The following is a 25603-nucleotide window of genomic DNA, read 5'->3' on the forward strand; positions in this document are numbered from 1 at the left end:
GTTTTCTGTGGCAATTGTAACTCCAGCTTCCGCCGCTGTTGTCACGGAGAAATGGGGAACAGGGACACTATAAGAATGCGCGGAGTCCACATGGGAGAGTTTTTGGATGAGCAATGCGCCAGTTGATACCGGTCGCCGCAGATTTCTTACCTGGTCAACGGTTGCCGTTGGTGGGGTAGGAGCTGCTTTTACCGCAGTGCCGTTTATAAAATCATGGAACCCGAGTGCCAAGGCCAAAGCCGCCGGTGCTCCGGTCGAAGTCGATATCAGCAAGTTGGAACCGGGCCAGCTCATCCGTGTCGAGTGGCGTGGCAAGCCGGTCTGGGTGGTCAACCGCACCAAGCAGACGCTGGATGCCCTGGCCGCTCATGATGACAAGTTGCGCGATCCCGCTTCTGATGAACCTCAGCAGCCCGATTATGCCCACAACGGTTACAGATCCATCAAACCCGAGATCTTCGTGGCCGTCGGGATCTGTACTCACCTCGGCTGCTCACCGACCTACTTGCCTGACAGCTTTGGCGAACAGGTGCAGGGCGTCACCTCCGGGTTCTTCTGCCCGTGCCACGGCTCCAAGTTCGATATGGCCGGTCGTGTGTTCCAGGGGGTACCCGCACCGCTCAACCTGGTCGTGCCGCCCTATCAATTCATTAATGACACCACCATCCTGGTCGGTGCCGATGGCAAGGAGGCCTGATCATGTTGAGTAAACTGATGGGCTGGATCGACTATCGATTCCCGCTCACTGCCATGTACAACGATCACATGGCCAAGTACCCGGCACCGAAGAACCTGAACTTCTGGTACTTCTTCGGCTCCCTCGCCATGTTGGTGCTGGTCAACCAGATCATCACCGGCATTTGGCTGACCATGAACTACAACCCCTCGGCGGAAGGTGCTTTTGCCTCCGTCGAGTACATCATGCGGGATGTGGAATATGGCTGGTTGCTGCGTTACATGCACTCCACCGGGGCTTCCGCCTTCTTCGTGGTTGTCTATCTGCACATGTTCCGTGGCATGATCTACGGCTCCTACCAGAAGCCGCGCGAGCTGCTGTGGATCTTCGGCATGCTGATCTTCCTGGTACTGATGGCCGAAGCCTTCATGGGCTATCTGCTGCCGTGGGGCCAGATGTCCTTCTGGGGTGCTCAGGTCATCATCTCGCTGTTTGGTGCCATTCCGGTCATCGGCGACGACCTGACCCTGTGGATCCGTGGTGACTACGTCATCTCAGGTGCCACCCTGAACCGCTTCTTTGCGCTGCACGTCATCGCCTTGCCGCTGGTACTGGTGATGCTGGTGGCGATGCACATCCTGGCGCTGCACGAAGTGGGTTCCAACAACCCGGATGGCATCGACATCAAGAAGCACAAGGATGCCAACGGTTGGCCGCTGGATGCGGTGGCGTTCCACCCCTACTTCACCGTCAAGGACATGATCGGTGTCGCGGGATTCCTGTTCTTCTTCTGCGCCATCATCTTCTTCAAGCCGGATATGTGGGGTTACTTCCTTGAGAAGCCGAACTTTGAAGTGGCGAATGGTCTGAAGACCCCGGCGCATATCGCTCCGGTGTGGTATTTCACCCCCTTCTACGCCATTCTGCGTGCGGTCCCTGACAAGCTGTTCGGGGTCATCATGATGGGTCTTTCCATCGTGGTGCTGTTCCTGTTGCCCTGGCTGGATCGCTGCAAGGTGCGCTCGGTACGTTACCGCAGCAAGCTGCACAAGCTGAACATTGCCCAGTTCGTGGTCTGCTTCATTATCCTGGGTGTACTGGGTGTGCTGCCGTCGACTCCGACTCTGACACTGGTTGCCCAGATCTGTACCCTGGGTTACTTCGGGTTCTTCGTCCTGTTGTTCTTCTACAGCAAAAACGAACAAACCAAGCCGCTGCCGGAAAGGGTGACATTCAAATGAAAAAAATAATATTTGCAGTGCTGGCCCTGTTACCCTGCCTGGCGGTCGCGGCAGGGGGCAATTTCCCGCTGGACAAGGCCCATTACGATCTGGATGACAAGGCCTCGTTGCAGCGTGGTGCCGCCACCTTTATGAACTACTGTGCCGGATGCCACTCTACCCAGTACCAGCGTTACAACCGGGTTGCGGCGGATCTCGAAATCCCCGAGGATCTGATGAAAGCCAACCTCATCTTTACCGATGCCAAGGTCGGTGATCTGATGAAGATCGCCATGTCCGAGAAGGATGCTGCCAAGTGGTTTGGTGCGCCGCCCCCCGATCTGACGCTGGTGGCCCGTGTTCGTGGGGCAGACTGGATTTACACCTATCTGCGCTCCTTCTACGTCGATCCGACCCGTCCGTTCGGGGTGAACAATGCAGTTTTCCCGTCCGTGGGCATGCCCCATGTGCTGGAGCCGCTGCAGGGCACACCGCGCGCCGAGTTTACGACACATACTGTCGATGGCGTCGAAACCCAGCAGGTTGTCAGCATCAAATCTGACGGCAATGGTGAAATGGATAACGAAGAGTATGATCAGACGGTGCTGGATCTGGTAAACTTCTTGGTCTACTCGGCTGAACCGGTACAACAGGAGCGTGAACGCATGGGCTTCTGGGTGCTTGGATTCATCGTAATCTTCTTCATCTTCACTGTGCTGTTGAAGAAGGAATTCTGGCGCGACGTTCACTAAGCGACCAGATACGGGTAATATAATGCACGGCAATGAAGTCCAAGATGCTTCATTGCCGTTTCTGCTTTTAAATGAGGGGAGGGTTCAATGGCTGTAGCTGCCAATAAGCGTTCGGTTATGACGCTGTTTTCCGGTGCCAACGATATGTTCAGCCATCAGGTGCGTATTGTCCTGGCGGAGAAGGGTGTTAGCGTGGATATTTGCCAGGTTGACCCAAACAATCTGCCGGATGAGCTGGCCGAGCTGAACCCGTACAACTCAGTACCGACTCTGGTAGACCGTGAGCTGGCGCTCTATACCTCGCGCATCATCATGGAGTATCTGGACGAGCGTTTCCCGCATCCGCCCTTGATGCCAGTCTACCCGGTTGCCCGCGGCAACAGCCGTCTGATGATGCACCGCATCGAGCTGGACTGGTACTCTCTGGCCGACAAGATCATGGCCGGTACCGATGCCGACGCTGCGCGCAACGAGCTGCGGGACAACCTGCTGGCCATCGCGCCCATCTTCGGTGAAATGCCCTATTTCATGAGCGAAGAGTTCGGTCTGGTGGATTGCTACATGGCCCCGCTGCTGTGGCGTCTGCCAAGCCTGGGTATCGATCTGACCGGTCGTGGTGCCAAGGAGCTGAAAGCTTACATGGTCCGCCTGTTCGAGCGTGAGTCCTTCCAGGCCTCCCTGACTGAAGCCGAGCGCGAGATCCGTGCCGGCGTATGAGCATGGAACCGACAATGACGCCGAGCCGCCCGTACCTGTTGCGGGCGTTCTATGACTGGTTGCTGGACAACGATTTGACCCCCCATCTGGTGGTCAACGTCAATATTCCCCATGTGATGGTACCGATGCAGTTTGCCCAGGATGGCCAGATTGTATTGAACATTGCGCCTCGTGCCGTGATGCAGTTCCACATGGATAATGATGCCATCAGCTTCAGTGCCCGCTTCGGTGGCGTAGCCCAGCAGGTCTACATCCCGATGGCGGCGGTACTGGCCATTCATGCCCGGGAAAACGGCGTAGGAACCCTGTTCCCGCCGGAACCTGGCTATGATCTCTGGCTGGAGCAGGCCGAGGAGCCGGTAGAGCCGGACCCTGAGCCGCCACGCCCGAGCGGCAAGCCGACGCTGAAAGTCATCAAATAAAAAACGCAGCCAATTGGCTGCGTTTTTTTCTGGGGGGTTGTCATCAGTTCTGGGCGTATTCGAACGCCTTGATGACGCGCTTCACGCCACTGACATGGCGAGCGATATTGACTGCCTGTTCTCCCTCCTCACGGGTCACCAGACCGATGAGGAACACTTCGCCATTCTCTGTCACAACCTTGACCTTGGCGCTGTCGAAGTTTTTGGCGGCAAACATGTCGGCTTTCACCTTGGAGGTGATCCAGGAGTCGTTGCTGCGGGTAGTGAAGCTGGCGGGCTCACCCAGACGCAGTTCGTTGTAAACATGGCGAACGCCGTCAATGCGCCCGACGATCTTGCCGGCTTCCAGCTTGTAGGCTTCGGAAGGAGTCTGACCAACCAGCAGCACCCGGGCATTGTTGCTGTAGACGCTGATCTTGCTGGCTGCGCTCAGTGGCTTGTTGTCAGCCAGCAGGTTGGCTGCTTTCAGCTCTATGGTCTGATCATCCCACTGGGCACCCAGGGTGCGCCGGTCGCCGGACACCTTGGCGGTACCCGCGGCACCACCGACGACGACGGCAGCACAACCTTGCAGCAGCAGGGAGCCGGTCAGCAGACCCAGCATGAGTAACTTCTTGTTCATGGTTTCAATCTTCCTGTTGCGGGAAAAGAGTCTGGTCGATGAGATCACACAGGCAGTGCAGGGTCAACAGGTTCACCTCCAGAATGCGAGGACGGCGGGCAGATGGCACCCGGATCTCCACGTCATTGGGCCCCAGCAGACCGGCCATCTCGCCGCCATCGCCCCCGCTCAGCACCACTATGGTCATGTCCCGTGACAGGGCGGCTTCGGCGGCCTTGATCAGGCTGCGACTGTGGCCCGAGGTGGTAATGGCGACCAGGATGTCGCCTGGTTGGCCCAGGGCGCGGATCTGCTTGGCATACACCTCTTCGAAGCCGTGGTCGGTCGCGATGGCGCTGATGGTGGCCATGTCGGGGGTGAGCGCCATGCCAGGCAGGGAAGGGCGCTGGGTTTCGTAGCAGTTGACCAGCTCTGAGATGAACAGCTGGGCCAGGGCGGCAGAGGGACCATTACCGCATGCCAGCACCTTGTGGCCATTGAGCAGACAGATGGTGATCATCTGGGCTGCCGTATGGATGGCATCCGGCAGCGCCTCGGCGGCGGCAATCTTGGTCTGGATGCTTTCGGTGTAGTTCTCTTTGATGCGGTCAGTCATAGGGTCCTCTTAAAATGCGTTCTGGAACCAGTCGGGCTGGTCGCCCTCAAACGCAATCACATCGAATCGGCAGGCCTGGTTGGCCTCGTTGATGGCATGTTGCTTCAAATAGTGGCGCGCGGCCAGCTTGATCTTCTGTTGCTTGGTGCGGGTGACCGAGCTGGCGGCCCCGCCATGGCTGGTGGTGGCGCGGTATCTTACCTCAACAAACACCAGGGTCTGGCCCTGGTGCATGATGAGATCGATCTCGCCGCCACGGCAGCGGTAGTTGCGCGCGGCAAGTTGCAGGCCGCGCGCGGTCAGCCAGCGCTCGGCCTGCTGTTCAAAGTACTGTCCCTTGCTCGTCGCTGACGGGAACAGGTTCTGCCACTGCTGGTTCATCCACGCCAATGCTCTCTTCATTGGAAGGGGCCTCCAGTTGCGGGGCTGCGTTGTCATCGACCAGCTTGCCATTCCGGTAAGTGCCCCAGTTCAGCGTTCTGATGATGTTGCCCTTGGCATCCACGCTCAGCTGTCCGCTCATGCCTGCTTGCTGCATGGTGCCGAGCTTGCGCATCTGCGGCAGGTTTTCGGCCAGGCTGATGGCGTCATAGCCCATGGCAAACAGGCGCAGCAGGTCTCCCTGGGTCTGTGGCCAGAGCAGGGCGATCTGCTCGCGTTCCTTCTCGAAACCGCCCAGTAGCAGCGGCATCTCGCCGATATGCAGGCCGTTGAGTTCGGAGGCGACCTCGGTGGCGGCGCTGTCATAGCCACGGGAACCGGTATAGATGGGCAGGCTGCCCATCGGATTGACCGAGATGTCCACGTAGGGCTTGATCATCCGGGTTTCCAGGCTGTTGGCCACCACATAGACGGCATCGATGCTGCGCGGTGCCGCATCGGAGAGTTGCACCACTTCGCCGGCGCGGGCGGTGGAACGGCCGCTCAGGGCGTTTTTCACCATGCCCTGCACCTCGTTGCGGGCGCCAAAGGTGGCGACCACGGGCTTGTCCTGGCTCAGGGTGGCCCAGGTCTGCTCGAACGCCTTGATGCTGCTGTAGCCGATCCGCCCTTGGGCGGCGATCAGCAACGGCTTGCGGTAGCCCTGGCCATAGAGGTACTGGGCGGCCTGGGCGGCATCGGCAGCGGCCGAGAGGGAGAAGTAGTAGGTGCTGTCATTGACGATCGGCTGATCCAGCTCGTTGAGCGCCAGCACTGGCACGGTCGGGTTGGCCTTGAGCAGTTCCCCGACCCTGTCTTTGAGCAGCGGACCTATGATCATGTCCGCCCCTTCCTGGATCGCCTGCTTGTAGAGCTCGGCGGTCGATTTGAGCTGGGTGTCGTAGAAGTTCAGGGTGAACTGACCCTGGTTCTCCTTGTAGGACATCAGCATGCCGTTGCGAATGGCAGCCCCTTGTGGCTCCAGATTGCCGGAGAGGGGGAGCAGCACCGCAATTTGCTGCACGGTGGTGCCACTGGTGGAGGCCAGATCGCCAAGGCCGGCGGGCATGTCACTCTGGGCAGGGTGGTTCGGGAAGTCACGCTTCCACCCATCCAGCTGGCGGGCCAGCAGGTTCGGCTGGGCGCCAAATTCGTTGACCAGGGCCGCCAGTCGCAGCCAGCCTGTGGTCACGTCGGGGGCCGGGGCCTCTTCCAGCGCCTGCAGGGTGGAGGGGGTCATGCTTTTCAGCAGCGACCAGATCTGCTGGTGGTTGGTGGTCAGCTCGCTCTGGGCCAGGTAGGGCTCCATGGCGATGAGAGACTTGGCGGCACCAAACTTGTTGTTGATGTCCAGTTGCAGCACGACTCGCTGGCGATACCAGTTCTTCTGGGTATCGGCATCCAGCGCGACATCCGGCTTGCCTTCAAGCAGGATCAGCGCCTGATTGGCGTGCCCTTGGGCCAGCAACAGATGAGCCTGCAGCAGTTGCAGCTGGGCCTTCTGCTCTGGACTCTGCGCCTGTTTCTGCAACTGCTGGAACAGGGCTGCAGCCGGCTTGCTCTGGCCGAGCGCCAGATAGCTGCGCGCCGCCAGCATCTGCCAGGTGAAGGCTTCAGCCGGCTTGGCCGGGTCAACCTGCTCCAGATACCACTGGGCGTTCTTGGTGATTTCCGAGAAGGCGGACGGCATGCCCGGCTGTCCGGAAGATTGATTGGGCTCCGACGCACAGGCGGCAAGCAGGACTGCCGCGAGTATGATGCCGAAGAGTCGTGATACACTTAGCTGCTTTGTAACCCGGTTCAAGTTCATTCCCCGACCAGTGTTGAAATTCCCCCTAGTGTAAACGGGCCAATATGACGACACAATTGTCGGGGCACTCGGAGATCCCATGAGTGACATCCCAACCCTGTATATAGTCCCCACCCCGATCGGCAATCTGGCGGATATCACCCAGCGGGCCCTCGATACCCTGCGCAGTGTTGATCTGGTGGCCGCCGAAGATACCCGCCATACCGGCATCCTGCTCAGCCACTACCAAATCTCGGTACCGACCTTCGCCCTGCACGACCACAACGAGCAGCAGAAGGCCGATGTGCTAATCGGTCGTATCAAGGAGGGCAAGAGCGTCGCCCTGGTCTCCGATGCCGGCACCCCGCTTATCAGCGATCCCGGTTACCATCTCGTCACCCGCTGTCGCGAAGCGGGTGTCAAGGTGGTGCCGCTGCCTGGCCCCTGCGCCGCCATCACGGCCCTGAGCGCCGCCGGCCTGCCTACCGACCGTTTCGCGTTCGAGGGTTTCCTGCCAGCCAAGAGCAAGGGGCGTGATGATCGGCTGCAGGCGGTCATCGAAGACACCCGCTCCCTGGTGTTCTACGAATCCCCGCGCCGGGTGCAGGACACGGTGGAGGCGATCGCCCGTATCCTCGGTGAACGCCAGGTGGTGGTGTGCCGCGAGCTGACCAAGACCTTCGAATCGATCCACGGCCTGCCTGCTTCCGAGATGCTGACCTGGCTCGGCGAAGACGAGAACCGCTGTCGTGGCGAAATTGTGCTGGTGGTGGCAGGTGCCAATAAAGAAGAAGAGGAACTGCCGGCCGAGGCGATCCGTACCCTGGGGCTGCTGGTGGCCGAGCTGCCGCTCAAGAAGGCGGCGGCCCTCACCGCCGAGATCCACGGGGTGAAGAAGAACGCCCTCTACAAATACGGTCTCGAACACTATTAATTCCGGTTAAGGGGAATTGCCGGTTTACCCGACTCCGTCACGAGGCTATAATCCGCGCCTCGGAGTTGGCCGGGCAGTCGCTGCTTCGTCGTTGTGTCCCTCGGGACAGACGGGCGGAGGGGAGGAAAGTCCGGGCTTCACAGGGCAGGGTGCCAGGTAACGCCTGGGGGGCGCGAGCCTACGACCAGTGCAACAGAGAGCAGACCGCCGATGGCCCGCAAGGGATCAGGTAAGGGTGAAAGGGTGCGGTAAGAGCGCACCGCGCGACTGGCAACAGTTCGTGGCACGGTAAACTCCACCCGAAGCAAGACCAAATAGGCCCCCATTGGCGCGGCCCGCGTTGGGGGCGGGTAGGTTGCTTGAGCCAGCGAGCGATTGCTGGCCTAGAGGAATGATTGCCACCGGGGCAACCCGGTACAGAACCCGGCTTACAGGCCGACTCCGACCCAATTCCCGTGATGCGTCACGACAATCCCGATGCCTGCGGCATCGGGATTTTTTATTGCTTAAAAATTTGTCTCCTGTCATAGCGGAATTTTTGAACTTTCGATTAAAGTTCCAACTTTTTTTAGTCGTAATGATCCGCGTGAACGAACAAGTATCTATCGTGGGCTGGTTTGATGAACGAGCCGGGATCTGTGAAGCGAGATGAAATGGTTAAGGTGGATTTTCAATGACATCAAGCGGCGTAGCGCACACACCTTCCCGCCTGCTCAGTGCGGAGCAGGGGAGAGCCCTTCCTCGTTATGATTTGCTGGGCATAGAGCGGGTCAATCAGGCCCGGCTGAAACAGGTCAATGCCCCCTTGAGCACTTTCTCGCTCCAGGCGGCGAGCTGCATGGCCCAGCTGTTCAACAGTGCCGACTGCGAGCTGGCGTACAGCGAGTTTGCGGCCGAGGCGCCGGCCCGCGGCGCAGCGCCATTGATCTGGGTCGAGGCGAAGACGCCGCTGGATTCGAAACGCATCGTCTATTTCTCCATTTCCCATCAGGTGCTCTACCGCCTGGCGGTGCTGTTTTTTGGCGGTACCCTGCAACCGCAAAAAGAAGAGACTCCCCTGTCAGCCACGCGAGGGGTGACAGATACCGAACAACGCCTGCTGCTGCGCCTGTGCCAATACCAGACCGATATCTGGTCCGCTTGCCTGGGGTTGGGAGATCTGAAGTGGCAGTTGAACGTAGTACAGCCGGACGCGCTGCCTTCCCATCCGTTGCTGGTGACCAGAGCCTCCATGCAGGCCGGCAACATGGCGCACGAATGGCAGATGTGGCTGTTGCCCGCCGAAGAGTCGGTGCAGCCGGCGACTTCCAGCTTGCCGGAGGGGCAGCTGTCCCGCGTCCTGCCTCATGTTCCCGTGCAACTGCGGGTGGTGATGGGGCAGCTCTCTATGACTTTGGCCGATCTGGAGTGTCTCCAGGTGGGAGATGTCTTGTCACTGGAATTGCCCGAGGTCGTTCCGGCCCTGATTGGTGCTCGTCCCTGTTTCAGCGGGCGGATTGCAGAACATAAAGGCAGCCTGGTCTACCAGGTTGCATCGGTGGTAGAGGAGTAAACCGAATCATGAGCGAGCAAACGATGAATGACCCCTTGGACCTGGATGGACTGGATCAGCTGTTTGGCGACGATATCAGCATGCCGAGCGCGGCGGATTACATGGCGCCGACCAGCAACAGCAAGCAGCGGGATCTCTCCTTCTTCCGGCAGATCCCGGTCAAGGTCACCCTGGAAGTGGCCAGCACCGAAGTACCGCTGGGGGATCTGATGAAAGTCGAGGAAGGGGCCGTGATTGAGCTGGACAAGCTGGCGGGCGAACCGCTGGATGTGCGGGTCAATGGCCGCCTGCTGGCCAAGGGCGAAGTCGTGGTGGTCAACGGCAAGTATGGCCTGCGTCTGGTCGACGTAATCGACACCAACCTGCTGGGTGGCGTCGACGACTGATGCGCTATCTGCCGCTGACCCTGCTGCTGTTTGCACTGCCCGGATGGGGTGCCGACATGACGCTGTTCTCGGTCTCGCCGAGCGCCAGCGGGGGGGAGGACTACAACATCAAGTTGCAGATCCTCTTCTTCATGACCCTGCTCGGGTTGTTGCCGACGCTGTTGCTGATGATGACCAGCTTTACCCGGATCATCATAGTGCTGGCCATTTTGCGTCAGGCGCTGGGTCTGCAGCAGAGTCCACCGAACCGGGTGCTGATCGGCATCAGCCTGATCCTGACCCTGCTCATCATGCGGCCGGTCTGGACCGAGATTTACCAGGATGCCTTCGTTCCCTTCGATCAGAACGAGATCACCCTGTCTGAGGGGGTCGCCCGCGCCGAGAAGCCACTGCGCCGCTTCATGCTGGCCCAGACCCGCGAGCCGGACCTGGAGCAGATGATGCGGATCGCCGGTGAGCCGACCAAGATGGCGAAATCCGAGGTGCCCTTCAGCATACTGCTGCCCGCCTTCGTGCTCAGCGAACTCAATACGGCGTTCCAGATCGGGTTCATGCTGTTTATTCCGTTTCTGGTGATCGATCTGGTGGTGGCCAGCGTGTTGATGGCGATGGGGATGATGATGCTCTCTCCTCTCATCATCTCGTTGCCGTTCAAGCTGATGGTATTCGTTCTGGTGGATGGCTGGTCCATGACGGTGGGCACCCTGGCTGCCAGTTTCGGGGGAGGGGGTTGAGATGACGGCGGAGCAGAGCGTTGCCCTGGTAGGCGGGGCCGTCAATCTGGTGGTGACCATGGTGTCTGTGCTGATCGTGCCCGGCCTTATCGTCGGCCTGGTGGTCAGCATCTTTCAGGCCGCTACCCAGATCCAGGAGCAGACCCTCAGCTTCCTGCCCCGCTTCATCGTGACCCTGATGACCCTGATGTTTACCGGCAACTGGCTGTTGTCGCAGATCACCACTTTGTTTCATGAACTCTTCCTCAAGATCCCCGGGCTGATAGGATGAACTCGCTGCTGTCCCTCAGTGCGGCCGAGCTGACGGCTTGGTTGGGGCAGTGGTGGTGGCCCTTCATCCGCATCGCGACCGCCTTCTGGGTGATGCCCTTCTTCGGAGATGGCCGCGTCCCGCCCCAGGTGCGTCTGCTGCTCGCCTTTATTCTCAGCCTGCTGGTGGCCCCCATGATGCACTACCTGCCGGTGATCGATCCCTTCAGTGCGGGGGCAATCGTGCTGACCATCGAGCAGCTGATGTTTGGCCTGCTGTTCGGACTCTGTGTCCAGATGCTGTTCATGATCCTGACCATGGCGGGGCAGATCCTCTCCATGCAGATGGGGTTGGCGATGGCGGTGATGAATGACCCCAGCAACGGGGATACGGCGCCCATCGTCAGCCAGCTGATGCTGATCTTCTGTACCCTGCTGTTTCTTGGGCTCAATGGTCATCTGGTGACACTGGATATTCTGGTGCAGGGGTTGCGCAGCTGGCCGCCCGGCTCTTCCCTGGATTTGCTCGACATCAAGGGGGTCGTCGGCCTGCTTGGCTGGTCGATCGGGGCGGCGCTCATTCTCACCCTGCCCGCCGTGGTCGCCATGTTGATGGTCAACCTCACCTTCGGGGTGATGAACCGTACCGCCCCTTCTCTCAATATATTTTCGCTCGGCTTTCCCATGACCCTGTTGCTGGGGCTGCTGACCATGGCGCTCTCCATTGGCGGCGTCCCCGCCCGTTACCTTGATCTGGTGACCTATGTACTGGAACAACTGAAGGCGTTGACTCCCTCATGAGCCAGAGCAGTGCCCAGGACAAAACCGAAGAGGCCTCCGGCCAGAAACGGCAGAAAGCACGGGAAGAGGGGCAGATCGCCCGCTCCAAGGAGCTGAGCTCGGCAGGCTTGCTGCTGCTTGGCGGTCTGGTCATGCAGTGGATGGTGCCTGCCTTTGGCCAGTTTTTCGCACAGCTGATGCGTCAGCCCATTCGCTTCGACTGGCAGGGGGAGCGTAGCCCGGCGATGATGACGGAGTGGCTGGCACAGGCTTTGCTGAACATGCTCTGGGTGTTGCTGCCGCTGTTCGGGTTTCTTGCCCTGATGCTGATCCTGCTCAGCATAGTGCCTGGCGGCCTGGTGCTGACCTGGAAAAAACTGCTGCCAAGTGGCGAAAAGCTAAATCCGATCAAAGGATTGGGCAGGATGTTCTCCCATCACAGCCTGATGGAGCTGGTCAAATCCTTGCTCAAGATGCTGCTCATCGGCGGCACCCTGGCCATGATGTTGGAACACCAGTGGCCCCATTTGTTGATGATGAACCGGATGCCGCCCCAGCTGGCGATGGAGCAGGCACTGCGGATCCTCTCCCAGGCCTTTATCCTGCTCGGCAGTGTGCAACTGCTGATCGCGGTGCTGGATGTCCCCTACCAGAGCTGGTCCCTCAATAAGCAGTTGCGGATGACCAAGCAGGAGGTGAAGGACGAACACCGCAACAGCGAGGGGCGGCCCGAGATCAAGGCCAAGATCCGTCAGGTGCAGGGGATGCTGGCGCGCGCGCGCATCGAGCAGCGGGTGCCCGAGGCCGACGTGGTGATCGTCAACCCGACCCACTATGCGGTCGCCATCAAATATGATCCCGCCAGGGCCAATGCCCCCTTCGTGATTGCCAAGGGGGTCGACAGCATGGCGGCGCGGATCCGGGAAGTGGCCAAACAACACGACAAGACGGTGATGAGCCTGCCGGACCTGACCCGGGCCATCTATTACTCCACCCGGGTGGATCAGGAGGTTCCGGCCGGCCTGTTCACCGCCGTGGCCTATGTATTGAACCATGTATTGCAGCTGCGGGCCTATCAGGCAGGCAAGGGCAAGAAGCCAAGGCCTCTTGCTCCCCTGCATGTGCCGCCCGAATTACGTCAACCTGAGAGGTAAGTTTTGAACTGGCGTATCTTGACCCAATCCTACACAGCCATCCCGCTGATGCTGTTGGCCATCCTGGCCATGATGATCCTGCCTCTGCCGGGCTGGCTGCTGGACGCCCTGTTCACGTTCAACATAGTGTTGGCTGTGCTGGTGCTGCTGGTCTCGGTATCTGCCCGCCGTCCGCTGGACTTCTCGGTCTTCCCGACCGTGCTGCTGGTGGCGACCCTGATGCGCCTGTCCCTCAACGTGGCCTCTACCCGTGTCGTGCTGCTCCATGGCCACGAAGGGGGAGATGCCGCCGGCAAGGTCATCCAGGCCTTCGGTGAAGTGGTGATCGGCGGCAACTATGTGGTCGGTCTGGTGGTGTTCGTGATCCTGATGATCATCAACTTCGTGGTGATCACCAAGGGGGGCGAGCGGATCTCGGAGGTGTCGGCCCGTTTCACCCTGGATGCCATGCCCGGCAAGCAGATGGCCATCGATGCGGATCTCAATGCCGGCATTCTGGATCAGCATCAGGCCAGGATCCGCCGCGAGGAGATCGCCCGCGAGGCGGACTTCTATGGTGCGATGGACGGTGCTTCCAAGTTCGTGCGCGGCGATGCCATCGCCGGCCTGCTGGTACTCATCATCAACCTGGTGGGCGGTCTGGCCATCGGTATCTTCCAGCATGCGCTGCCGGTGGGAGAGGCGTTCCAGCGCTTCGCCCTGCTGACCATTGGTGATGGTCTGGTGGCGCAGATCCCGTCCCTGTTGATGTCGACGGCTGCCGCCATCATAGTGACCCGGGTGAGCGATGAGGGTGAGATGTCGGAGCAGGTGGGACAGCAGGTGCTGGCGTCCCCCCGCGTCATCTATACCGCCGCCGCCATCATGCTGATCCTGGGTCTGGTGCCGGGCATGCCGATGCTGGCCTTCCTCAGCTTTGCCGCCGTGCTGGCCTGGACAGGCTGGAGCGTCAGCAAGCGCCGTGTGCAGCAACCGGATCTGGACGCCGTCCAGGAACTGAGCCGCCAGCTGACCCAGCCTGAACAGCAGGTACTGGACTGGAGCGATCTGCCGACCGTGGATGCGGTGGCCATCGAGCTGGGTTATCGCCTGGTGCCATTGGCCGAGCAGGACAAGGGGGCCGAGCTGCTGGCCCGGGTGAGAGGCATTCGCAAGACCCTCTCCGAGCAGTATGGCTTCCTGCTGCCGGAGATCCGGGTGCGGGACAACCTGCAGCTCCAGCCGGATCAATACCGCATCAAGCTCTCCGGCGTGTCGCTGGCCGGGGGCAATGTGGATTGCCACCGACTGATGGCCATCAGCAGCGGTGAGACCTACGGCTCTCTGGATGGTGAGCTGACCCAGGATCCTGCCTATGGCATGAGTGCGGTCTGGATCTCGCCGGAACAGAAGGCCAAGGCCCTCAACCTGGGTTATTCGGTGGTGGACTCGGCCACCGTGATCGCGACCCACGCCAGCAAGCTGCTGCGCGAGCAGCTCGATACCCTGTTTGGTCATGACGAGGTGGGCAAGCTGGGCCAGTTCCTGGCCAACCAGTCTCCCCGTCTCGCCGAGGAGCTGAATCAGGCGCTGACCCAGATGCAGCAGCTGCGGGTTTTCCGCCAGTTGCTCAAGGATCAGGTCAGCCTGTGCGATATCCGGACCATAGCGACCACCCTGCTCGACGCCAGCGAGCTGACCAAGGATCCGGTTCTGCTCGCCTCCGATGTGCGCTGCGCCCTGAAACGGCAGATCGTCCGCCAGTCGATCGGCACGCGGGACGTGCTGGCAACCTTCACCCTCGACGATCGGCTGGAGCAGACCCTGCTGGCCGCCATGAACCAGGCCCAGCAGCAGGGCAAGATCCAGCTGGACAGCTTCCCGGTCGATCCCCAGCTGCTTGGCCAGTTGCAGCAAAACATGCCGTTGGTGAAGGAGCAGTTGCAGCAGCTGGGTCATGCCCCCGTATTGGTAGTCATGCCGCAATTGAGGCCATTAATGGCCAGATATGCCCGTTCTTTCGCCAAAGGCCTCAAAGTACTCTCATATAATGAGGTTCCCGAAGATTTAAGAGTCGAAGTAATAGGCACTCTTGGATAATTTATGTTCAGGAAGGGATTCCTGTGGGAAGTTTTTTTTCCGCATGCTTACTTGCTATGCAATTTAAAGAAGTTATTATGTGACAGCTTTTGACAATTTTCGTCGTGTTGAACACTAATATATCATTAGTGTCCGACACTGAATGGATTCGCCTCTTCCAGGCGCCTCATCCCTGAAAGGGTTGTCACAGGACAAGGGCAAACTGAACTGAAAAGTCAGGACGCAAAGCTACCGGTCTAACAGCAGTAATGCTTATGACAGCGGGGTTGCCAGACAGCCAATCATCTTGGTTATCATGGTTTTACTTTAATAACACGGTCCTTTTTTGGACTGTGGGTGCGCGTTTTGACGACTCATGCTTGGTTTATTGCTAAATCCATCAGCAAGGGTGTCTGACATTAATGAATGATAATAATATGCCCGTATTTGATGAAATACGGGAACATCATGTCTCGAACCTGCCTATTTTGTTAGTGCAGCCGGAATTTGCTGCAACTTGTCACACTGCAGACATATTGTCAGGGCATGGATATCCGGTAGTCAGGGTTAATTCAGTAAATAAGGTTGGCGATTTTGTTAATAAAAATCGCACGGGTCTCATCTTATTTGACATGGATGCCATGACGGAAGCTGGCCCCGGAATATTGAAATCGTTTGCCGGTGTTGATTCTATTATTCTGGTCAACGAGAACCAGGCCAATCTGGCCGCCGAAGCCATGTGTGCCGGCGCGATCGACTACATTGTCAAACCCTTCAGTGCCCAACAACTGCTGGAAACCATCCAGTGTGGCCTGCGCCTGCGCCAGAAGATCCCGAACCTGGTCGCCGTCTCGAACAAGAGCCTGCAGGTACTCCAGCTGGCACGGCGAGCGGCCAAGACCTGTGCCACCATCCTGATCGGCGGCGAGTCGGGCACAGGCAAGGAGTGCCTCGCCCGCTATATCCACGACATGTCCTGCCGGGCGGGCAAGCCCTTCGTCGCCATCAACTGTGCGGCAATCCCCGAAGCCATGCTGGAATCCATCCTGTTTGGTCACAACAAGGGGGCCTTCACCGGCGCCACCAGTGCCCAGCCCGGCAAGTTCGAGCTGGCCCAGGGGGGGACCCTGCTGCTGGACGAGATCTCCGAACTCTCCCTGCCCCTGCAAACCAAGCTGCTGCGCGTCCTGCAGGAGAAAGAGGTGGAGCGTCTCGGTAGCCACCAGACCATTTCCCTCGACGTGCGGATCATCGCCGCCAGCAACAAGGAACTGCGCACCCTGGTGGCGGAAGGACAGTTCCGCGAAGACCTCTTCTATCGGCTGGATGTGCTGCCCATCAGCTGGCCCGCCCTGCGTGAGCGGCCGGAAGATATTCTGCCGCTGGCCCGCTTTTTCATCGAGCAACATGCCCCCGCTCAGGGCTACCGTCTGAGCGAGGCCGCCGCCCGGCAACTGGTTACTTATCAATGGCCTGGCAATGTGCGCGAGCTCGACAATGTCATCCAGCGTTCGTTGATCATGGCTCGGGGTTTGCATATACAGGCGATCGATTTGATGTTGCCCATCGATCAGCAGGATGACGAGAGTGCGCCTGTTGACCTGGTGGGGTCATGCGACGGGTTGAGCGAGACCCGCCGCAATGCGGAATTTCAATTCGTACTGGAAACCTTGCGTCGCTTTCGTGGCCATCGTACCCGTACCGCGGATGCGCTCGGGATGACGACCAGGGCATTGCGATACAAGCTGGCGGCAATGCGTGAGCAAGGCATTGATATCGAACGGCAGATTCAAGCAGAGGGATAAAGAGTGAAGATTGAAATGATGTCATCACAAGTAACACTACTGCAGCAGATGCAGGAGATGCAGCGTGTCGCCAGCCAGGCGCCTTCCATCGAGTCAAACGGCACGCCGGAAGTCTCCTTCAGCAACGCCATGCAGGATGTCATCGGTCGTGTCAACGAGCAGCAGAATGTCTCGTCCCGCTTGATGGCTGCCGTCGATACCGGCCAGAGCGATGATCTGGTGGGTGCCATGGTGGCGAGTCAAAAGGCCGGCCTCAGCTTTTCCGCCCTGATGCAGGTGCGCAACAAGTTGATGACCGGGTTTGACGACATCATGCGCATGCCGCTCTGAGGTAACAGATGACTGAACTCGTGACATCCAGGCCGGGGGAACAGGACGGCTCGCTGAAAGACAGGTTGCAAGAGGGATTGCGGCATTGGCGCAATCTATCCCGCGACAACAAATCCATTTTGACCATCGCGCTGCTGGCTGCCATCGTCGCCGGCACCATAGTGGTGATCCTCTGGACCTCCAGCAAGAATTACGTCCCGCTCTACGGCAAGCAGGAACTGTACGACACCGCCAACATCATGGAGATGCTGGAAAAGGAGCAGATACCGTTCCGGCTGGAGAAGAGCTCAGGGCAGATCCTGGTGCCTGAACACCAGCTGGCTCCTGTGCGCATGGCGCTGGCCGCGCGCGGGGTGCGTGCCGCCATGCCTGCCGGGCTGGAAGGGCTCAATGCGGTGACGGGTCTCGGCACCAGTGAATTCATGGAAGGGGCACGCTATCGCCATGCCCTGGAAGGGGAGCTGGCCAGAACCATTATCTCTCTCGATGCGATCCGCAGTGCCCGGGTACATCTGGCGATCCCCAAGCGGACCCTGTTCGTCGGTCGGGATGAAGAGAAGCCCAGCGCCTCCGTGATGCTGGATCTGCAGCCGGGCCAGTCCCTCGAGCCCGGTCAGGTCGAGGCCATCGCCAACCTGGTGGCGGGCAGCATCTCCGGCATGAAGCCCGGCGCCGTGACCGTGGTCGACCAGGCCGGCCAGCTGCTCAGTGCCGAGGTGGGCGACAAGGCCACGTTCGGCAAGCAGAGCGTGCAGCAGATGGAGTACACCCGCAAGCTGGAGCAATACATCCGTCAGCGGGCCAACGACATGCTGATCCCCATGCTGGGCAACGGCAACTTCCGGGTGCAGATCGCCGCGGATGTGAATTTCAATGCGGTGGAAGAGACCCAGCAGCAGCTCGATCCGTCCGGCGTGCTGACCCGTGAGTCCAGCAAGTCCGACAAGACCATCGACTCCCTGGCACTCGGCATACCGGGGGCCCTCTCCAACCGTCCGCCGGAGACGACCGCCAATGCGGCCGAGGATGGCAAGGAGAAGGAGGCGCCCTCCAAGGGGGATGCGCGTACTGAGCGTCAGGAAGTCACCAAGCAGTACGAGAACAGCCGCACCATAGTACATACCCGCTATCAGCAGGGCCGGCTGGAGAAGATCAACGTCTCTGTGCTGCTCAACCAGCAGATCGCGCCCAAGGAGGGCTGGAATGCCGATCAGCTCGAGCAGATCCGCCAGATGGTGGAACGCGCCGTCGGTTTCGATCAGACGCGCGGCGATCAGATCAGCCTGCAGGTGTTCAGCTTCACCGGCGCCCCGGCGGTCACCATCCCCGAATCCAGCTGGTGGGAAACCCCCTATTGGCAGGATTCCCTGCGCTATCTGGTCGGCGGTCTGCTGGGCCTGACACTGGTCTTCTTCGGCATCCGACCTCTGGTCAAGCATCTGGTGCGTACCCAGCAGCCGGTCGATGAGACGGTGGAACAGGAAGAGGAGCAGGAGCCGACCGTCGGTCTCGCCATGCGCCGCAGCGGCGATGAAGAGGATGAGGCGGCGACGGCCATGTCCAACAGCCTGATCCGCTCGGAAGGTGCCGGCCAGCCGCACTTCGCCGCCGTCGACATGGATTCGCTGCCCGAGCCTGGCTCGGAGCTGGAGGTCCAGCTCAAGCACCTCCAGCTGCTGGTTGAGAAGGACACCGCCAGAGTGGCGGAAGTGATCAGAACATGGGTGAGTGGCAATGAACAACGTTAACCTGAACCAGAATGCGGTCGATGTTGACATCGACGACCTCGAGAAGGCCGCCATCCTGCTGCTGAGCATGGGCACGGAGGCGGCCGCCAAGGTGATGCAGAAGCTCTCCCGGGACGAGGTGCAGCGCCTCATCTCCAAGATGGCGGGGCTGCCCGGCGTCAGCTCGATGGAGGCGCGCTGGACCCTGCAGCAGTTTTTCAACCAGTACCGCGAGCAGAGCGGCATCGGCAGTGCATCGCGGGAGTATCTGGAACAGACCCTGGATCTGGCCCTCGGCCAGTCTCTCTCCCGCAGCCTGCTCGACAGCCTGTATGGCGACGTGATGAGCCAGGATATCCAGCGTCTGCAGTGGGTGCCGGCCGACGTGCTGGCCCGCTTCTTTCGCAACGAGCACCCCCAGATGCAGGCGGTACTGCTGGCCTTCCTGCCACCCCAGACTGCCTCGGCCGTACTCGATGCCCTGCCGGGCTCGGTTCACGACGACCTGCTGGTCAGGGTCGCCGGCCTCAGCACGGTGAGCGAGCATGTGCTGGGCGAGCTGCGTCTGACTCTGGAGCGCTGCCTGGCCTATGTAGCCGATCAGGCCGGTGCCAAGGTCAACGGGGTTCGCCAGGTCGCCGATATTCTCAACCGTTATCAGGGGAACAAGGAGCAAATGCTCTCCCTGCTGCGCGAACACGATGGCGAGATGGCCATCGAGATCGAGAAGAACATGTTCGACTTCATGGCGTTGCGTCGCCAGAGCGACGAAACCCTGCAGCGTCTGGTACAGGAGCTGCCAAGCGAGCTGCTGGCCCTGGCGCTCAAGAATACCGAGGCCAGCTTCCGCAAGGTGGTGCTGGGTGCCATGCCCAAGCGGATGGCACAGGCGCTCGACGACCAGATCCAGAATCAGGGCAGCGTCTCCCTGCGCAAGGTCGAACAGGCCCGCACCGAAGTCATGCAACTGGTGCGCGAACTGGTCGAGCAGGGCGAGATCGAGTTCATGTTGTTCGAAGAGCCCACGGTCAGCTAACAGGAGGCAACCATGAGTCACCATGTGCGCAAGTTGCAGCCTGGGGCGACCCGTCTGTACCGCTTTCCTGCCCTGGGCCAGAGTGGCGAAGAGGCCCAGAACCAGCAGGAACAGTTCGAATACGGCTATCAGCAGGGGCTGGAGCAGGGTCATGATGAAGGTTATCAGACCGGCTATCAGCAGGGCCTGACCAGCGGCCTGCAGGAGGGGGAGAGTCGGGGACTGCAACAGGGACAGACCCGGGGCTTTGCCCAGGGGCTGGCAGAGGGGCGTGCCGAGTTCGAGAAGGCGATGGCCCCCTTTGCCAAACTGCAGGAGCAGTGGAGCGCCCTGACCCAGGAGAAGATGCAGCAGCAGAAGGCGTTGATCGCCCAGCTGGTGGAGCAGGTGGCGAGGCGGGTCATCATGGCCGAGTTCACCCTCAACCCGCAACAGGTGTTGCATCAGGTGGAACAGGCGCTGGCGACCCTGCCAGCCGATCCCGAAGAGCTGGTGATCTACCTCAACGAAGGGGATCGCGAACGTCTGCTGGAGCAGGGCGTGACCCGCTGCGAAGGGTGGCCCCTGCAGGTGGATCCGGCCCTGGCGGTGGGCGACGCCCGCATCGAGACCCGGGCTGCCGTGGTGGAAGTCAGCACCAGCACCCGTCTGACGGCCTGCATCGAGCAGGTCAACAGCTCGCTGAGCGTCACCCAGGATGCATGACGCTCTGCAGCGGGCGCTGACCTCGGCGCTCGACAACCTCGATGAGCTGCCCTCCTTTCGTCGTTATGGTCGCCTGGTGCGAGTCACCGGGCTGACCCTTGAAGTGGTGGGCTGCCAGCTGGTGATGGGGCAGCGTTGCCGGGTCAGCACGGCCGGCGGGGCCCCCCTGCTGGCCGAAGTAGTCGGCTTCAACCGCGACGTCTCTTTCCTGATGCCTCTTCAGCCTATTAGCGGTCTCTATTCCGGTGCCCGGGTCGAACCGGTCGAGGGGGAGGAGACGGTACGCATCGGTTCCCATCTGCTGGGGCGGGTGCTCGACGGCCTGCTCCAGCCACTCGACGGCCGTCCCCTGCCCGAGGCGGGGGAGCCGGTTCCCCTGTTTGCCATGCCTCCGAACCCGCTGTTGCGGGTGCCGGTGCGCGAGCCCCTCGATGTGGGGATCCGTGCCATCAATGGCCTGCTGACGGTGGGCAAGGGCCAGCGCCTCGGCCTGTTTGCCGGTTCCGGGGTGGGCAAGAGCATGCTGCTCGGCATGATGACCCGCAACACGGCGGCGCAGATCGTGGTGGTAGGGTTGATTGGGGAGCGGGGCCGGGAGGTGCGTGAGTTCATCGAGCACAGCCTGGGGGCCGAAGGGCTGGCCAGGGCCGTGGTGATCGCCGCGCCGGCCGACCAGTCTCCCCTGATGCGGCTGCGGGCTGCCCAGCTCTGCCACCGGATCGCCGAATACTTCCGGGAGCAGGGGCAGGACGTGCTGCTGCTGATGGACTCCCTGACCCGTTACGCCCAGGCCCAGCGCGAGATCGCACTGGCGGTCGGGGAACCCCCCGCGACCCGCGGCTATCCCCCCTCAGTCTTCGGCATGCTGACCCAGCTGGTGGAGCGGGCTGGCAACGGCACCCACCCGGATGGCAGCCTCAGCGCCTTCTATACGGTGCTGGCGGAAGGGGACGATCAGCAGGATCCCGTGGTGGATGCCGCCCGGGCCATCCTGGATGGTCATATAGTGCTGACCCGCCGTCTGGCGGAGGAGGGGCACTATCCGGCCATCGATATCGGCGCCTCGGTCAGCCGGGTGATGCCCCAGGTGGTGCCGGGCGAATGGCAGCAACTGGCGGTGACGCTGCGCCAGCTGTGGGGGCGCTATCAGCAGGTGCGCGAGCTGCTGCCTCTGGGTGGCTACCAGCCCGGCGCCGATCCGCAGATGGATGAGGCTGTGCAGCGCTATCCGGCCATCGCCGCCTTCCTGCAGCAGGGGCTTCATGAGGAAGTGCCCTTCCAGCAGGTGATGGCGGGCCTCAAGCAGGTGTTGGGACAGGGGTAAGTCGTCATGCTCAAGTCGTATCTTGGATTGCAACAGGATGAGCTGGAGAAGCTGGGTCAGGAGCGGCGGCGGCTGCGCGAGATCGCCCTGCAGGAAGAGCAACGGGCGCACAAGCTGCAGGAGGTGATCGCCGCCCTGCGTCCCGGTGCCGAGCCGTTTCATCCCCTGCTGTGGCAGAACCGTCAGCAGATGGATGGCCAGCTGCGCAAGATGCTCTCCCATCAGGTGCAGCAGTCGACTCTGGCCAGGATGGACCTGGATCATCATGAAGGAGTGATGCGACAGCAGGTGGGTCGGGTCAAGGGACTTGAGCTGCTGCTGGCGCGCCGGGCGGCACAGGGACAGCAACAGCAGGAGAAGCGGGATCAGCATCAGCTCGACGAGCTGGCCAGCCTGCGTTACCTCGCCAGGGGAGGCTGAGCACTCACATCAGGAAGGGTTGCTCAGTCGCGAAAGTCGTCCGGTTGACCGTAGCCGGGCTCCTGGCCGAGCAGGGTCTGGATCGTCTCTATCTGTCCGGCCAGCAGGCGGCCGTTGAGTTCATTCTGGTGCAGGCAGCGTTTCAGGGAGTGCTCCAGCTGCTGCCACTGCGCGCCGACCTGGCGCTGCAGGTTGTCGGGCAGCTTGGCTATAAGTTTGGCCATCCCCTTTTCATCCGGTTTGAGCCCCAGCGCCAGCAGATGCTGGCAGCGCTGCTGGGCCTGCAACTGCACCTGGGCCATCAGCCGGTTCTGCTGCTGGTTGTGGGTGGCAAGGCTGTCCACGTCATGGGCTGCCAACAGGGCGTGCTGGCGCTGCAACACCTGCTCCAGCTCCTGATAGCGTCCGGTATCCTGCTGGATGCCGACGATCAGCTCACGTACCCGCTCCTTGGCTGTCAGGCTCATCGGCGGTGCATGTCCACAATGGCCTGGCTCAGGGCGTCCATGTCCAGTTCCAGCCGGCCTTCGCTGATGGCTTGGCGGATCTGGTTCACCTTGTCCATGTCCACATCCGAGGTGGTACTCAGGAGCGCACTGGCCTGGGTCACGGATTGCGCGGTGGCGCTGATTTTGGCATCGCTCCGGGGCTGGCTGGCCGGTGCCTGGGTCGCCGGTGCTTCCTGCTTGCGGGCCGCTTGGGGCTGGCTATAGAGCGGATCGGTGCGAGTAATCTTCATAATCTGGCTTCCTGATGGTCTTACCCTGAAATAGGCGACCCAAGTCACGCTGAACTTGAATCGAATCGTGGCGGAAGGTCAAAAACGGGTTTCCACTTCCCCCCGGCCGACGACCCAGGCCTGGATCACCTTGCCCGAGCGGCTGTTTCTGACCTTGATGGCATCCCCGATGGCGCCGTTTTCCAGCGCCTCGCCCCGGGTGGTGGCGGAGAAGGAGCCATCGCTGGCCCGGATCAGTACCCCTTGATCCTTCTCGATGGCCCAGGGTTTCTGCAAATCCAGCTCCCCCAGCAGATGGCCAGCCCTGAGATGGCGGCTGCTCTTGTAACCCTGCAGCGACTGGTTGGCGGGGATGAATCCCCGCTGCAGGCGGCTGACGTCCAGCTCCTGCACCAGCACGTCCGCTGCGGTGATCGGGACGTCGCGCTGGATGTCCTGCGCGGCCACCCAGACCGGCAGGGTCAGATTGACCTCCACCCGGCCCCGCAACTGCCAGCTCGGGCTCAGGCAGGTGATGAGATAGGGGCGGCGTCCCCAGGGCTGGCGATACTGACCGCCCGCCTGCAACTGCACCTGCTGCTCGCAGGGGGGGAGGTGGGCCACCGCCGACGAGAGCCAGACCTGATAGTCAGCGGTCGGGGTGGGCCAGCCTTGCTGCGTGACGTACTCCTCCAGCGTGGTACGGGCGTCCCGGATCAGGGCATCCTCCAGCTCGTCGGCCAGAGTCTGGGCCGCGTGTGCATTAACGCTGCCGAGCAGCAGGAAGAGAGCGAGCCCGGATTTCCATGCAGGAAGTCTGGCTTCCACCTCTTGGTTGCCGGTTTGCCCCCGGACCGGCGCGAGGCCGCCCTTGGCGTGGATTGTCAGGATTGGCATGACTCTTGATAACACCCGCATCGGTCCGATTGATGGAAAAGGATAAAACATGAGCCTCTCGTTTGACCGCGCCCTTGGCGTGCACCCCTATGCGCTTGAAGTCAGAGCGGATCGCGCCCGCATTCTGGCTGGCAACCTGGCCAACGTGGATACCCCCGGGTATCTGGCGCGGGATGTGGATTATAAGACGATTTTGAACGGGGTCGCACGGCAAGTTGCGCGCGGTGACGAAAGCGCCGCCATCACTCAGGGCAGCATGGCCGACGAGATGCGTCATCCGCTATACCGCATTCCCTATCAGCCATCCATGGATGGCAACACGGCCGAACTGAGCGTTGAGCAGAGCAAGTTTGCCAACAACGCCACCGATTTCCAGACCAGCCTGACCTTTCTCAATATGAAAATCACCGGGATCGCCAAGGCGATCGAGGGACGTTAATCATGTCATTCAACAAGATCTATGACATCGCGGGCAGCGCCATGCGGGCTCAGACGGTACGACTCGACACCGTTGCCTCCAACCTGGCCAACGTCGACAGCGCCGCGAGCAGCGAAGAGAGCGCCTTTCGTGCGATCAAACCTGTCTTCTCCACCCTCTACCAGCGCGTTCAGGACGCTGAAGGACTGGGTGCGGCCCAGGTACAGGTCGCCGGCATAGTGCAGTCCGACCGCATGGTCGAGAAGCGCATGGAGCCCACCAACCCGCTCGCCGATGAAGATGGCTATGTCTACTACTCCAACGTCAACGTGGTGGAAGAGATGGCCGACATGATGAGCGCCTCCCGTGGCTTCGAGACCTCGGTCGAGGTGATCAACCGGGTCAACAGCATGCAGCAGGGGCTGCTGCGTCTTGGTCAGGGGGTCTAACCGATGAGCCTGCCACAAGTCAGCAATCTGGACAGTGCACGGGGCAGCCAGCGCGCTGGCGCCACCCCGGAGATAGCCTCAAACAATGCGGGACAAACCGAGGGAAATCAGGGTTCCCAAGGCAGCCAGGGCGTTCAGCTGCGCAATGAATTTCTCCAGATGATGGTGGCCCAGATCCAGAATCAGGATCCGACCAATCCCCTCGACGGCGCCCAGTACGTCACCCAGCTGGCCCAGTTCAGCATGGTGGAGGGGGTCGAAGGGTTGAAGATCCTGCAACAGCAGTCCATCGCCATGATGGACACCCAGCAGGTACTGCAGAGCACCGACCTTATCGACAAGGAAGTGATGGTACCCAGCGGTACGCTGGAGCTCTCCGAAGAGCAGGCGATCCGCGGCCAGATCGAGCTGCCCAGCACCGCCAACCAGATCGAGCTCAAGGTGTTCGACGAGCATGGCCAGCAGGTGGCCAGCCAGAACTGGGGCGAGAGCAAACCGGGGGCGATCGACTATGAGTTGCCCGCGCTGCCGCCCGGAAAGTACAGCTTCGAGGTCAAGGCATCCATGGATGGGGCCGCGGTCACTACCAAGAATTATGTTGCCAGCACAGTGGAACGCGTGTCGCTACCGGGAACGGGCGAGATCATGTTGCAGGTCGCCGGGGTGGGTGAAGTTCCCCTCTTCAGCGCAGTTCAGTTTGGCAAGTCGGCGTAA

General features: G+C 60.8%; 30 protein-coding genes, 1 other RNA gene and 1 riboswitch. Of the genes, 24 read left to right on the plus strand and 7 right to left on the minus strand.

The window, feature by feature from the left end:
• Positions 1-106: 106 nt before the first annotated feature.
• The 5 genes from petA (at position 107) to I6L37_RS06250 (ending at position 3787) form a co-directional block, all read left to right on the plus strand.
• A complete protein-coding gene (petA, locus tag I6L37_RS06230) occupies positions 107-697 on the plus strand; it encodes a ubiquinol-cytochrome c reductase iron-sulfur subunit (protein WP_042025048.1) in 591 nt (196 codons plus the stop codon).
• 2 nt (positions 698-699) lie between these two features.
• The gene (locus I6L37_RS06235) at positions 700-1917 is read left to right on the plus strand and encodes a cytochrome bc complex cytochrome b subunit (RefSeq protein WP_026456155.1); all 1218 of its coding nucleotides are present in this window, start codon (positions 700-702) and stop codon (positions 1915-1917) included.
• On the plus strand, positions 1914-2648 hold the full coding sequence (locus I6L37_RS06240; RefSeq protein WP_216993550.1) for a cytochrome c1: 735 nt from the start codon (positions 1914-1916) through the stop codon (positions 2646-2648). Before I6L37_RS06235 ends, I6L37_RS06240 begins: the two co-directional genes overlap by 4 nt.
• Before the next feature lie 87 nt (positions 2649-2735).
• The gene (gene sspA / locus I6L37_RS06245; protein ID WP_026456153.1) at positions 2736-3365 is read left to right on the plus strand and encodes a stringent starvation protein SspA; all 630 of its coding nucleotides are present in this window, start codon (positions 2736-2738) and stop codon (positions 3363-3365) included.
• Positions 3362-3787 (plus strand): ClpXP protease specificity-enhancing factor, encoded by a 426-nt coding sequence (locus tag I6L37_RS06250; RefSeq protein WP_042025050.1) that lies wholly within the window; start codon positions 3362-3364, stop codon positions 3785-3787. Before sspA ends, I6L37_RS06250 begins: the two co-directional genes overlap by 4 nt.
• A 43-nt stretch (positions 3788-3830) precedes the next feature.
• On the opposite strand, the gene dolP is transcribed toward I6L37_RS06250, so the two are convergent.
• The 4 genes from dolP to I6L37_RS06270 are packed head-to-tail and all read right to left on the minus strand — an operon-like array spanning position 3831 to position 7114.
• Entirely contained in the window at positions 3831-4409 is a 579-nt protein-coding gene (dolP, locus tag I6L37_RS06255; RefSeq protein WP_026456152.1) for a division/outer membrane stress-associated lipid-binding lipoprotein, read from the minus strand.
• A 4-nt stretch (positions 4410-4413) separates the two neighbouring features.
• Entirely contained in the window at positions 4414-5004 is a 591-nt protein-coding gene (locus tag I6L37_RS06260) for an SIS domain-containing protein (protein WP_026456151.1), read from the minus strand.
• A 9-nt stretch (positions 5005-5013) separates the two neighbouring features.
• On the minus strand, positions 5014-5406 hold the full coding sequence (locus tag I6L37_RS06265) for a YraN family protein (protein WP_124240007.1): 393 nt from the start codon (positions 5404-5406) through the stop codon (positions 5014-5016).
• On the minus strand, positions 5327-7114 hold the full coding sequence (locus I6L37_RS06270; RefSeq protein ID WP_223379383.1) for a penicillin-binding protein activator: 1788 nt from the start codon (positions 7112-7114) through the stop codon (positions 5327-5329). The genes I6L37_RS06265 and I6L37_RS06270 overlap by 80 nt, the downstream gene beginning before the upstream one ends.
• 199 nt (positions 7115-7313) lie before the next feature.
• Between I6L37_RS06270 and rsmI the strand changes: the two genes are divergently transcribed.
• From rsmI to lfiJ, 16 genes are all read left to right on the plus strand, one after another.
• The gene (gene rsmI / locus I6L37_RS06275) at positions 7314-8147 is read left to right on the plus strand and encodes a 16S rRNA (cytidine(1402)-2'-O)-methyltransferase (RefSeq protein ID WP_041210140.1); all 834 of its coding nucleotides are present in this window, start codon (positions 7314-7316) and stop codon (positions 8145-8147) included.
• Between the two features lie 61 nt (positions 8148-8208).
• An RNA gene (rnpB, locus tag I6L37_RS06280) (RNase P RNA component class A) lies at positions 8209-8594 on the plus strand.
• Between the two features lie 226 nt (positions 8595-8820).
• A complete protein-coding gene (gene lfiM / locus I6L37_RS06285) occupies positions 8821-9699 on the plus strand; it encodes a lateral flagellar motor switch protein LfiM (protein WP_026456148.1) in 879 nt (292 codons plus the stop codon).
• Between the two features lie 8 nt (positions 9700-9707).
• Complete coding sequence (gene lfiN / locus I6L37_RS06290) at positions 9708-10085, plus strand: lateral flagellar motor switch protein LfiN (RefSeq protein ID WP_026456147.1); 378 nt, start codon at positions 9708-9710, stop codon at positions 10083-10085.
• Positions 10085-10819: a flagellar type III secretion system pore protein FliP gene (fliP, locus tag I6L37_RS06295; RefSeq protein WP_042025052.1), complete on the plus strand. Its 735-nt coding sequence runs from the start codon at positions 10085-10087 to the stop codon at positions 10817-10819. The genes lfiN and fliP overlap by 1 nt, the downstream gene beginning before the upstream one ends.
• A gap of 1 nt (position 10820) precedes the next feature.
• Positions 10821-11090, plus strand: coding sequence for a flagellar biosynthesis protein FliQ (gene fliQ, locus I6L37_RS06300; protein ID WP_042025053.1), 270 nt, complete (start codon positions 10821-10823; stop codon positions 11088-11090).
• Entirely contained in the window at positions 11087-11869 is a 783-nt protein-coding gene (lfiR, locus tag I6L37_RS06305; RefSeq protein ID WP_216993551.1) for a lateral flagellar biosynthetic protein LfiR, read from the plus strand. Before fliQ ends, lfiR begins: the two co-directional genes overlap by 4 nt.
• Complete coding sequence (flhB, locus tag I6L37_RS06310) at positions 11866-13002, plus strand: flagellar biosynthesis protein FlhB (protein ID WP_216993552.1); 1137 nt, start codon at positions 11866-11868, stop codon at positions 13000-13002. The genes lfiR and flhB overlap by 4 nt, the downstream gene beginning before the upstream one ends.
• Before the next feature lie 3 nt (positions 13003-13005).
• The gene (gene lfhA, locus I6L37_RS06315; protein ID WP_216993553.1) at positions 13006-15081 is read left to right on the plus strand and encodes a lateral flagellar biosynthesis protein LfhA; all 2076 of its coding nucleotides are present in this window, start codon (positions 13006-13008) and stop codon (positions 15079-15081) included.
• Between the two features lie 186 nt (positions 15082-15267).
• A riboswitch (cyclic di-GMP riboswitch) is annotated at positions 15268-15355 on the plus strand.
• 241 nt (positions 15356-15596) lie between these two features.
• Complete coding sequence (locus I6L37_RS06320) at positions 15597-16865, plus strand: sigma-54 dependent transcriptional regulator (RefSeq protein WP_328706059.1); 1269 nt, start codon at positions 15597-15599, stop codon at positions 16863-16865.
• 3 nt (positions 16866-16868) lie between these two features.
• Positions 16869-17195 (plus strand): lateral flagellar hook-basal body complex protein LfiE, encoded by a 327-nt coding sequence (lfiE, locus tag I6L37_RS06325; RefSeq protein ID WP_026457266.1) that lies wholly within the window; start codon positions 16869-16871, stop codon positions 17193-17195.
• Between the two features lie 8 nt (positions 17196-17203).
• Positions 17204-18943: a lateral flagellar M-ring protein FliFL gene (fliFL, locus tag I6L37_RS06330; RefSeq protein ID WP_026457267.1), complete on the plus strand. Its 1740-nt coding sequence runs from the start codon at positions 17204-17206 to the stop codon at positions 18941-18943.
• The gene (gene fliGL, locus I6L37_RS06335) at positions 18930-19958 is read left to right on the plus strand and encodes a lateral flagellar motor switch protein FliGL (RefSeq protein ID WP_042070863.1); all 1029 of its coding nucleotides are present in this window, start codon (positions 18930-18932) and stop codon (positions 19956-19958) included. The genes fliFL and fliGL overlap by 14 nt, the downstream gene beginning before the upstream one ends.
• A 12-nt stretch (positions 19959-19970) precedes the next feature.
• Positions 19971-20663 (plus strand): lateral flagellar assembly protein FliH, encoded by a 693-nt coding sequence (gene lfiH, locus I6L37_RS06340; RefSeq protein ID WP_042025060.1) that lies wholly within the window; start codon positions 19971-19973, stop codon positions 20661-20663.
• Positions 20656-21987 carry a lateral flagellar FliI-like assembly ATPase LfiI gene (gene lfiI, locus I6L37_RS06345; protein WP_042025061.1) on the plus strand — a complete coding sequence of 444 codons (1332 nt, stop codon included), beginning with the start codon at positions 20656-20658 and terminating at the stop codon, positions 21985-21987. Before lfiH ends, lfiI begins: the two co-directional genes overlap by 8 nt.
• Before the next feature lie 6 nt (positions 21988-21993).
• Positions 21994-22407 (plus strand): lateral flagellar protein LfiJ, encoded by a 414-nt coding sequence (gene lfiJ / locus I6L37_RS06350; RefSeq protein ID WP_026458465.1) that lies wholly within the window; start codon positions 21994-21996, stop codon positions 22405-22407.
• 23 nt (positions 22408-22430) lie between these two features.
• On the opposite strand, the gene lfgN is transcribed toward lfiJ, so the two are convergent.
• The 3 genes from lfgN to flgA all read right to left on the minus strand — a co-directional run bounded on the left by lfgN (position 22431) and on the right by flgA (position 24022).
• Complete coding sequence (gene lfgN / locus I6L37_RS06355) at positions 22431-22874, minus strand: lateral flagellar protein LfgN (protein ID WP_026458466.1); 444 nt, start codon at positions 22872-22874, stop codon at positions 22431-22433.
• Entirely contained in the window at positions 22871-23146 is a 276-nt protein-coding gene (gene flgM / locus I6L37_RS06360) for a flagellar biosynthesis anti-sigma factor FlgM (RefSeq protein ID WP_026458467.1), read from the minus strand. Before flgM ends, lfgN begins: the two co-directional genes overlap by 4 nt.
• A 78-nt stretch (positions 23147-23224) precedes the next feature.
• A complete protein-coding gene (gene flgA, locus I6L37_RS06365; RefSeq protein ID WP_052445728.1) occupies positions 23225-24022 on the minus strand; it encodes a flagellar basal body P-ring formation chaperone FlgA in 798 nt (265 codons plus the stop codon).
• A gap of 49 nt (positions 24023-24071) precedes the next feature.
• On the opposite strand from flgA, the gene lfgB reads away from it, so the two are divergent.
• Genes lfgB through I6L37_RS06380 form a run of 3 tightly spaced genes read left to right on the plus strand, consistent with a single transcriptional unit; the run spans position 24072 to position 25603 of the window.
• The gene (gene lfgB, locus I6L37_RS06370; RefSeq protein ID WP_026457765.1) at positions 24072-24461 is read left to right on the plus strand and encodes a lateral flagellar basal body rod protein LfgB; all 390 of its coding nucleotides are present in this window, start codon (positions 24072-24074) and stop codon (positions 24459-24461) included.
• A 2-nt stretch (positions 24462-24463) separates the two neighbouring features.
• A complete protein-coding gene (gene flgCL, locus I6L37_RS06375) occupies positions 24464-24889 on the plus strand; it encodes a lateral flagellar basal body rod protein FlgCL (protein WP_042025062.1) in 426 nt (141 codons plus the stop codon).
• A 3-nt stretch (positions 24890-24892) separates the two neighbouring features.
• Positions 24893-25603: a flagellar hook assembly protein FlgD gene (locus I6L37_RS06380; RefSeq protein ID WP_216993555.1), complete on the plus strand. Its 711-nt coding sequence runs from the start codon at positions 24893-24895 to the stop codon at positions 25601-25603.

The sequence above is a fragment of the Aeromonas sp. FDAARGOS 1407 genome (assembly GCF_019048725.1).
In the GTDB taxonomy this organism is placed as follows: Bacteria; Pseudomonadota; Gammaproteobacteria; order Enterobacterales; family Aeromonadaceae; genus Aeromonas; species Aeromonas enteropelogenes.

What these genes read in the sequence shown, in the direction of transcription:
- petA (WP_042025048.1), top strand. Translation starts at nt 107, where the DNA reads ATGAGCAATGCGCCAGTTGATACCGGTCGCCGCAGATTTCTTACCTGG.
- I6L37_RS06235 (WP_026456155.1), top strand. Translation starts at nt 700, where the DNA reads ATGTTGAGTAAACTGATGGGCTGGATCGACTATCGATTCCCGCTCACT.
- I6L37_RS06240 (WP_216993550.1), top strand. Translation starts at nt 1,914, where the DNA reads ATGAAAAAAATAATATTTGCAGTGCTGGCCCTGTTACCCTGCCTGGCG.
- sspA (WP_026456153.1), top strand. Translation starts at nt 2,736, where the DNA reads ATGGCTGTAGCTGCCAATAAGCGTTCGGTTATGACGCTGTTTTCCGGT.
- I6L37_RS06250 (WP_042025050.1), top strand. Translation starts at nt 3,362, where the DNA reads ATGAGCATGGAACCGACAATGACGCCGAGCCGCCCGTACCTGTTGCGG.
- dolP (WP_026456152.1), bottom strand. Translation starts at nt 4,409, where the DNA reads ATGAACAAGAAGTTACTCATGCTGGGTCTGCTGACCGGCTCCCTGCTG.
- I6L37_RS06260 (WP_026456151.1), bottom strand. Translation starts at nt 5,004, where the DNA reads ATGACTGACCGCATCAAAGAGAACTACACCGAAAGCATCCAGACCAAG.
- I6L37_RS06265 (WP_124240007.1), bottom strand. Translation starts at nt 5,406, where the DNA reads ATGAAGAGAGCATTGGCGTGGATGAACCAGCAGTGGCAGAACCTGTTC.
- I6L37_RS06270 (WP_223379383.1), bottom strand. Translation starts at nt 7,114, where the DNA reads ATGCCGTCCGCCTTCTCGGAAATCACCAAGAACGCCCAGTGGTATCTG.
- rsmI (WP_041210140.1), top strand. Translation starts at nt 7,314, where the DNA reads ATGAGTGACATCCCAACCCTGTATATAGTCCCCACCCCGATCGGCAAT.
- lfiM (WP_026456148.1), top strand. Translation starts at nt 8,821, where the DNA reads ATGACATCAAGCGGCGTAGCGCACACACCTTCCCGCCTGCTCAGTGCG.
- lfiN (WP_026456147.1), top strand. Translation starts at nt 9,708, where the DNA reads ATGAGCGAGCAAACGATGAATGACCCCTTGGACCTGGATGGACTGGAT.
- fliP (WP_042025052.1), top strand. Translation starts at nt 10,085, where the DNA reads ATGCGCTATCTGCCGCTGACCCTGCTGCTGTTTGCACTGCCCGGATGG.
- fliQ (WP_042025053.1), top strand. Translation starts at nt 10,821, where the DNA reads ATGACGGCGGAGCAGAGCGTTGCCCTGGTAGGCGGGGCCGTCAATCTG.
- lfiR (WP_216993551.1), top strand. Translation starts at nt 11,087, where the DNA reads ATGAACTCGCTGCTGTCCCTCAGTGCGGCCGAGCTGACGGCTTGGTTG.
- flhB (WP_216993552.1), top strand. Translation starts at nt 11,866, where the DNA reads ATGAGCCAGAGCAGTGCCCAGGACAAAACCGAAGAGGCCTCCGGCCAG.
- fliFL (WP_026457267.1), top strand. Translation starts at nt 17,204, where the DNA reads ATGACTGAACTCGTGACATCCAGGCCGGGGGAACAGGACGGCTCGCTG.
- fliGL (WP_042070863.1), top strand. Translation starts at nt 18,930, where the DNA reads ATGAACAACGTTAACCTGAACCAGAATGCGGTCGATGTTGACATCGAC.
- lfiH (WP_042025060.1), top strand. Translation starts at nt 19,971, where the DNA reads ATGAGTCACCATGTGCGCAAGTTGCAGCCTGGGGCGACCCGTCTGTAC.
- lfiI (WP_042025061.1), top strand. Translation starts at nt 20,656, where the DNA reads ATGCATGACGCTCTGCAGCGGGCGCTGACCTCGGCGCTCGACAACCTC.
- lfiJ (WP_026458465.1), top strand. Translation starts at nt 21,994, where the DNA reads ATGCTCAAGTCGTATCTTGGATTGCAACAGGATGAGCTGGAGAAGCTG.
- lfgN (WP_026458466.1), bottom strand. Translation starts at nt 22,874, where the DNA reads ATGAGCCTGACAGCCAAGGAGCGGGTACGTGAGCTGATCGTCGGCATC.
- flgM (WP_026458467.1), bottom strand. Translation starts at nt 23,146, where the DNA reads ATGAAGATTACTCGCACCGATCCGCTCTATAGCCAGCCCCAAGCGGCC.
- flgA (WP_052445728.1), bottom strand. Translation starts at nt 24,022, where the DNA reads ATGCCAATCCTGACAATCCACGCCAAGGGCGGCCTCGCGCCGGTCCGG.
- lfgB (WP_026457765.1), top strand. Translation starts at nt 24,072, where the DNA reads ATGAGCCTCTCGTTTGACCGCGCCCTTGGCGTGCACCCCTATGCGCTT.
- flgCL (WP_042025062.1), top strand. Translation starts at nt 24,464, where the DNA reads ATGTCATTCAACAAGATCTATGACATCGCGGGCAGCGCCATGCGGGCT.
- I6L37_RS06380 (WP_216993555.1), top strand. Translation starts at nt 24,893, where the DNA reads ATGAGCCTGCCACAAGTCAGCAATCTGGACAGTGCACGGGGCAGCCAG.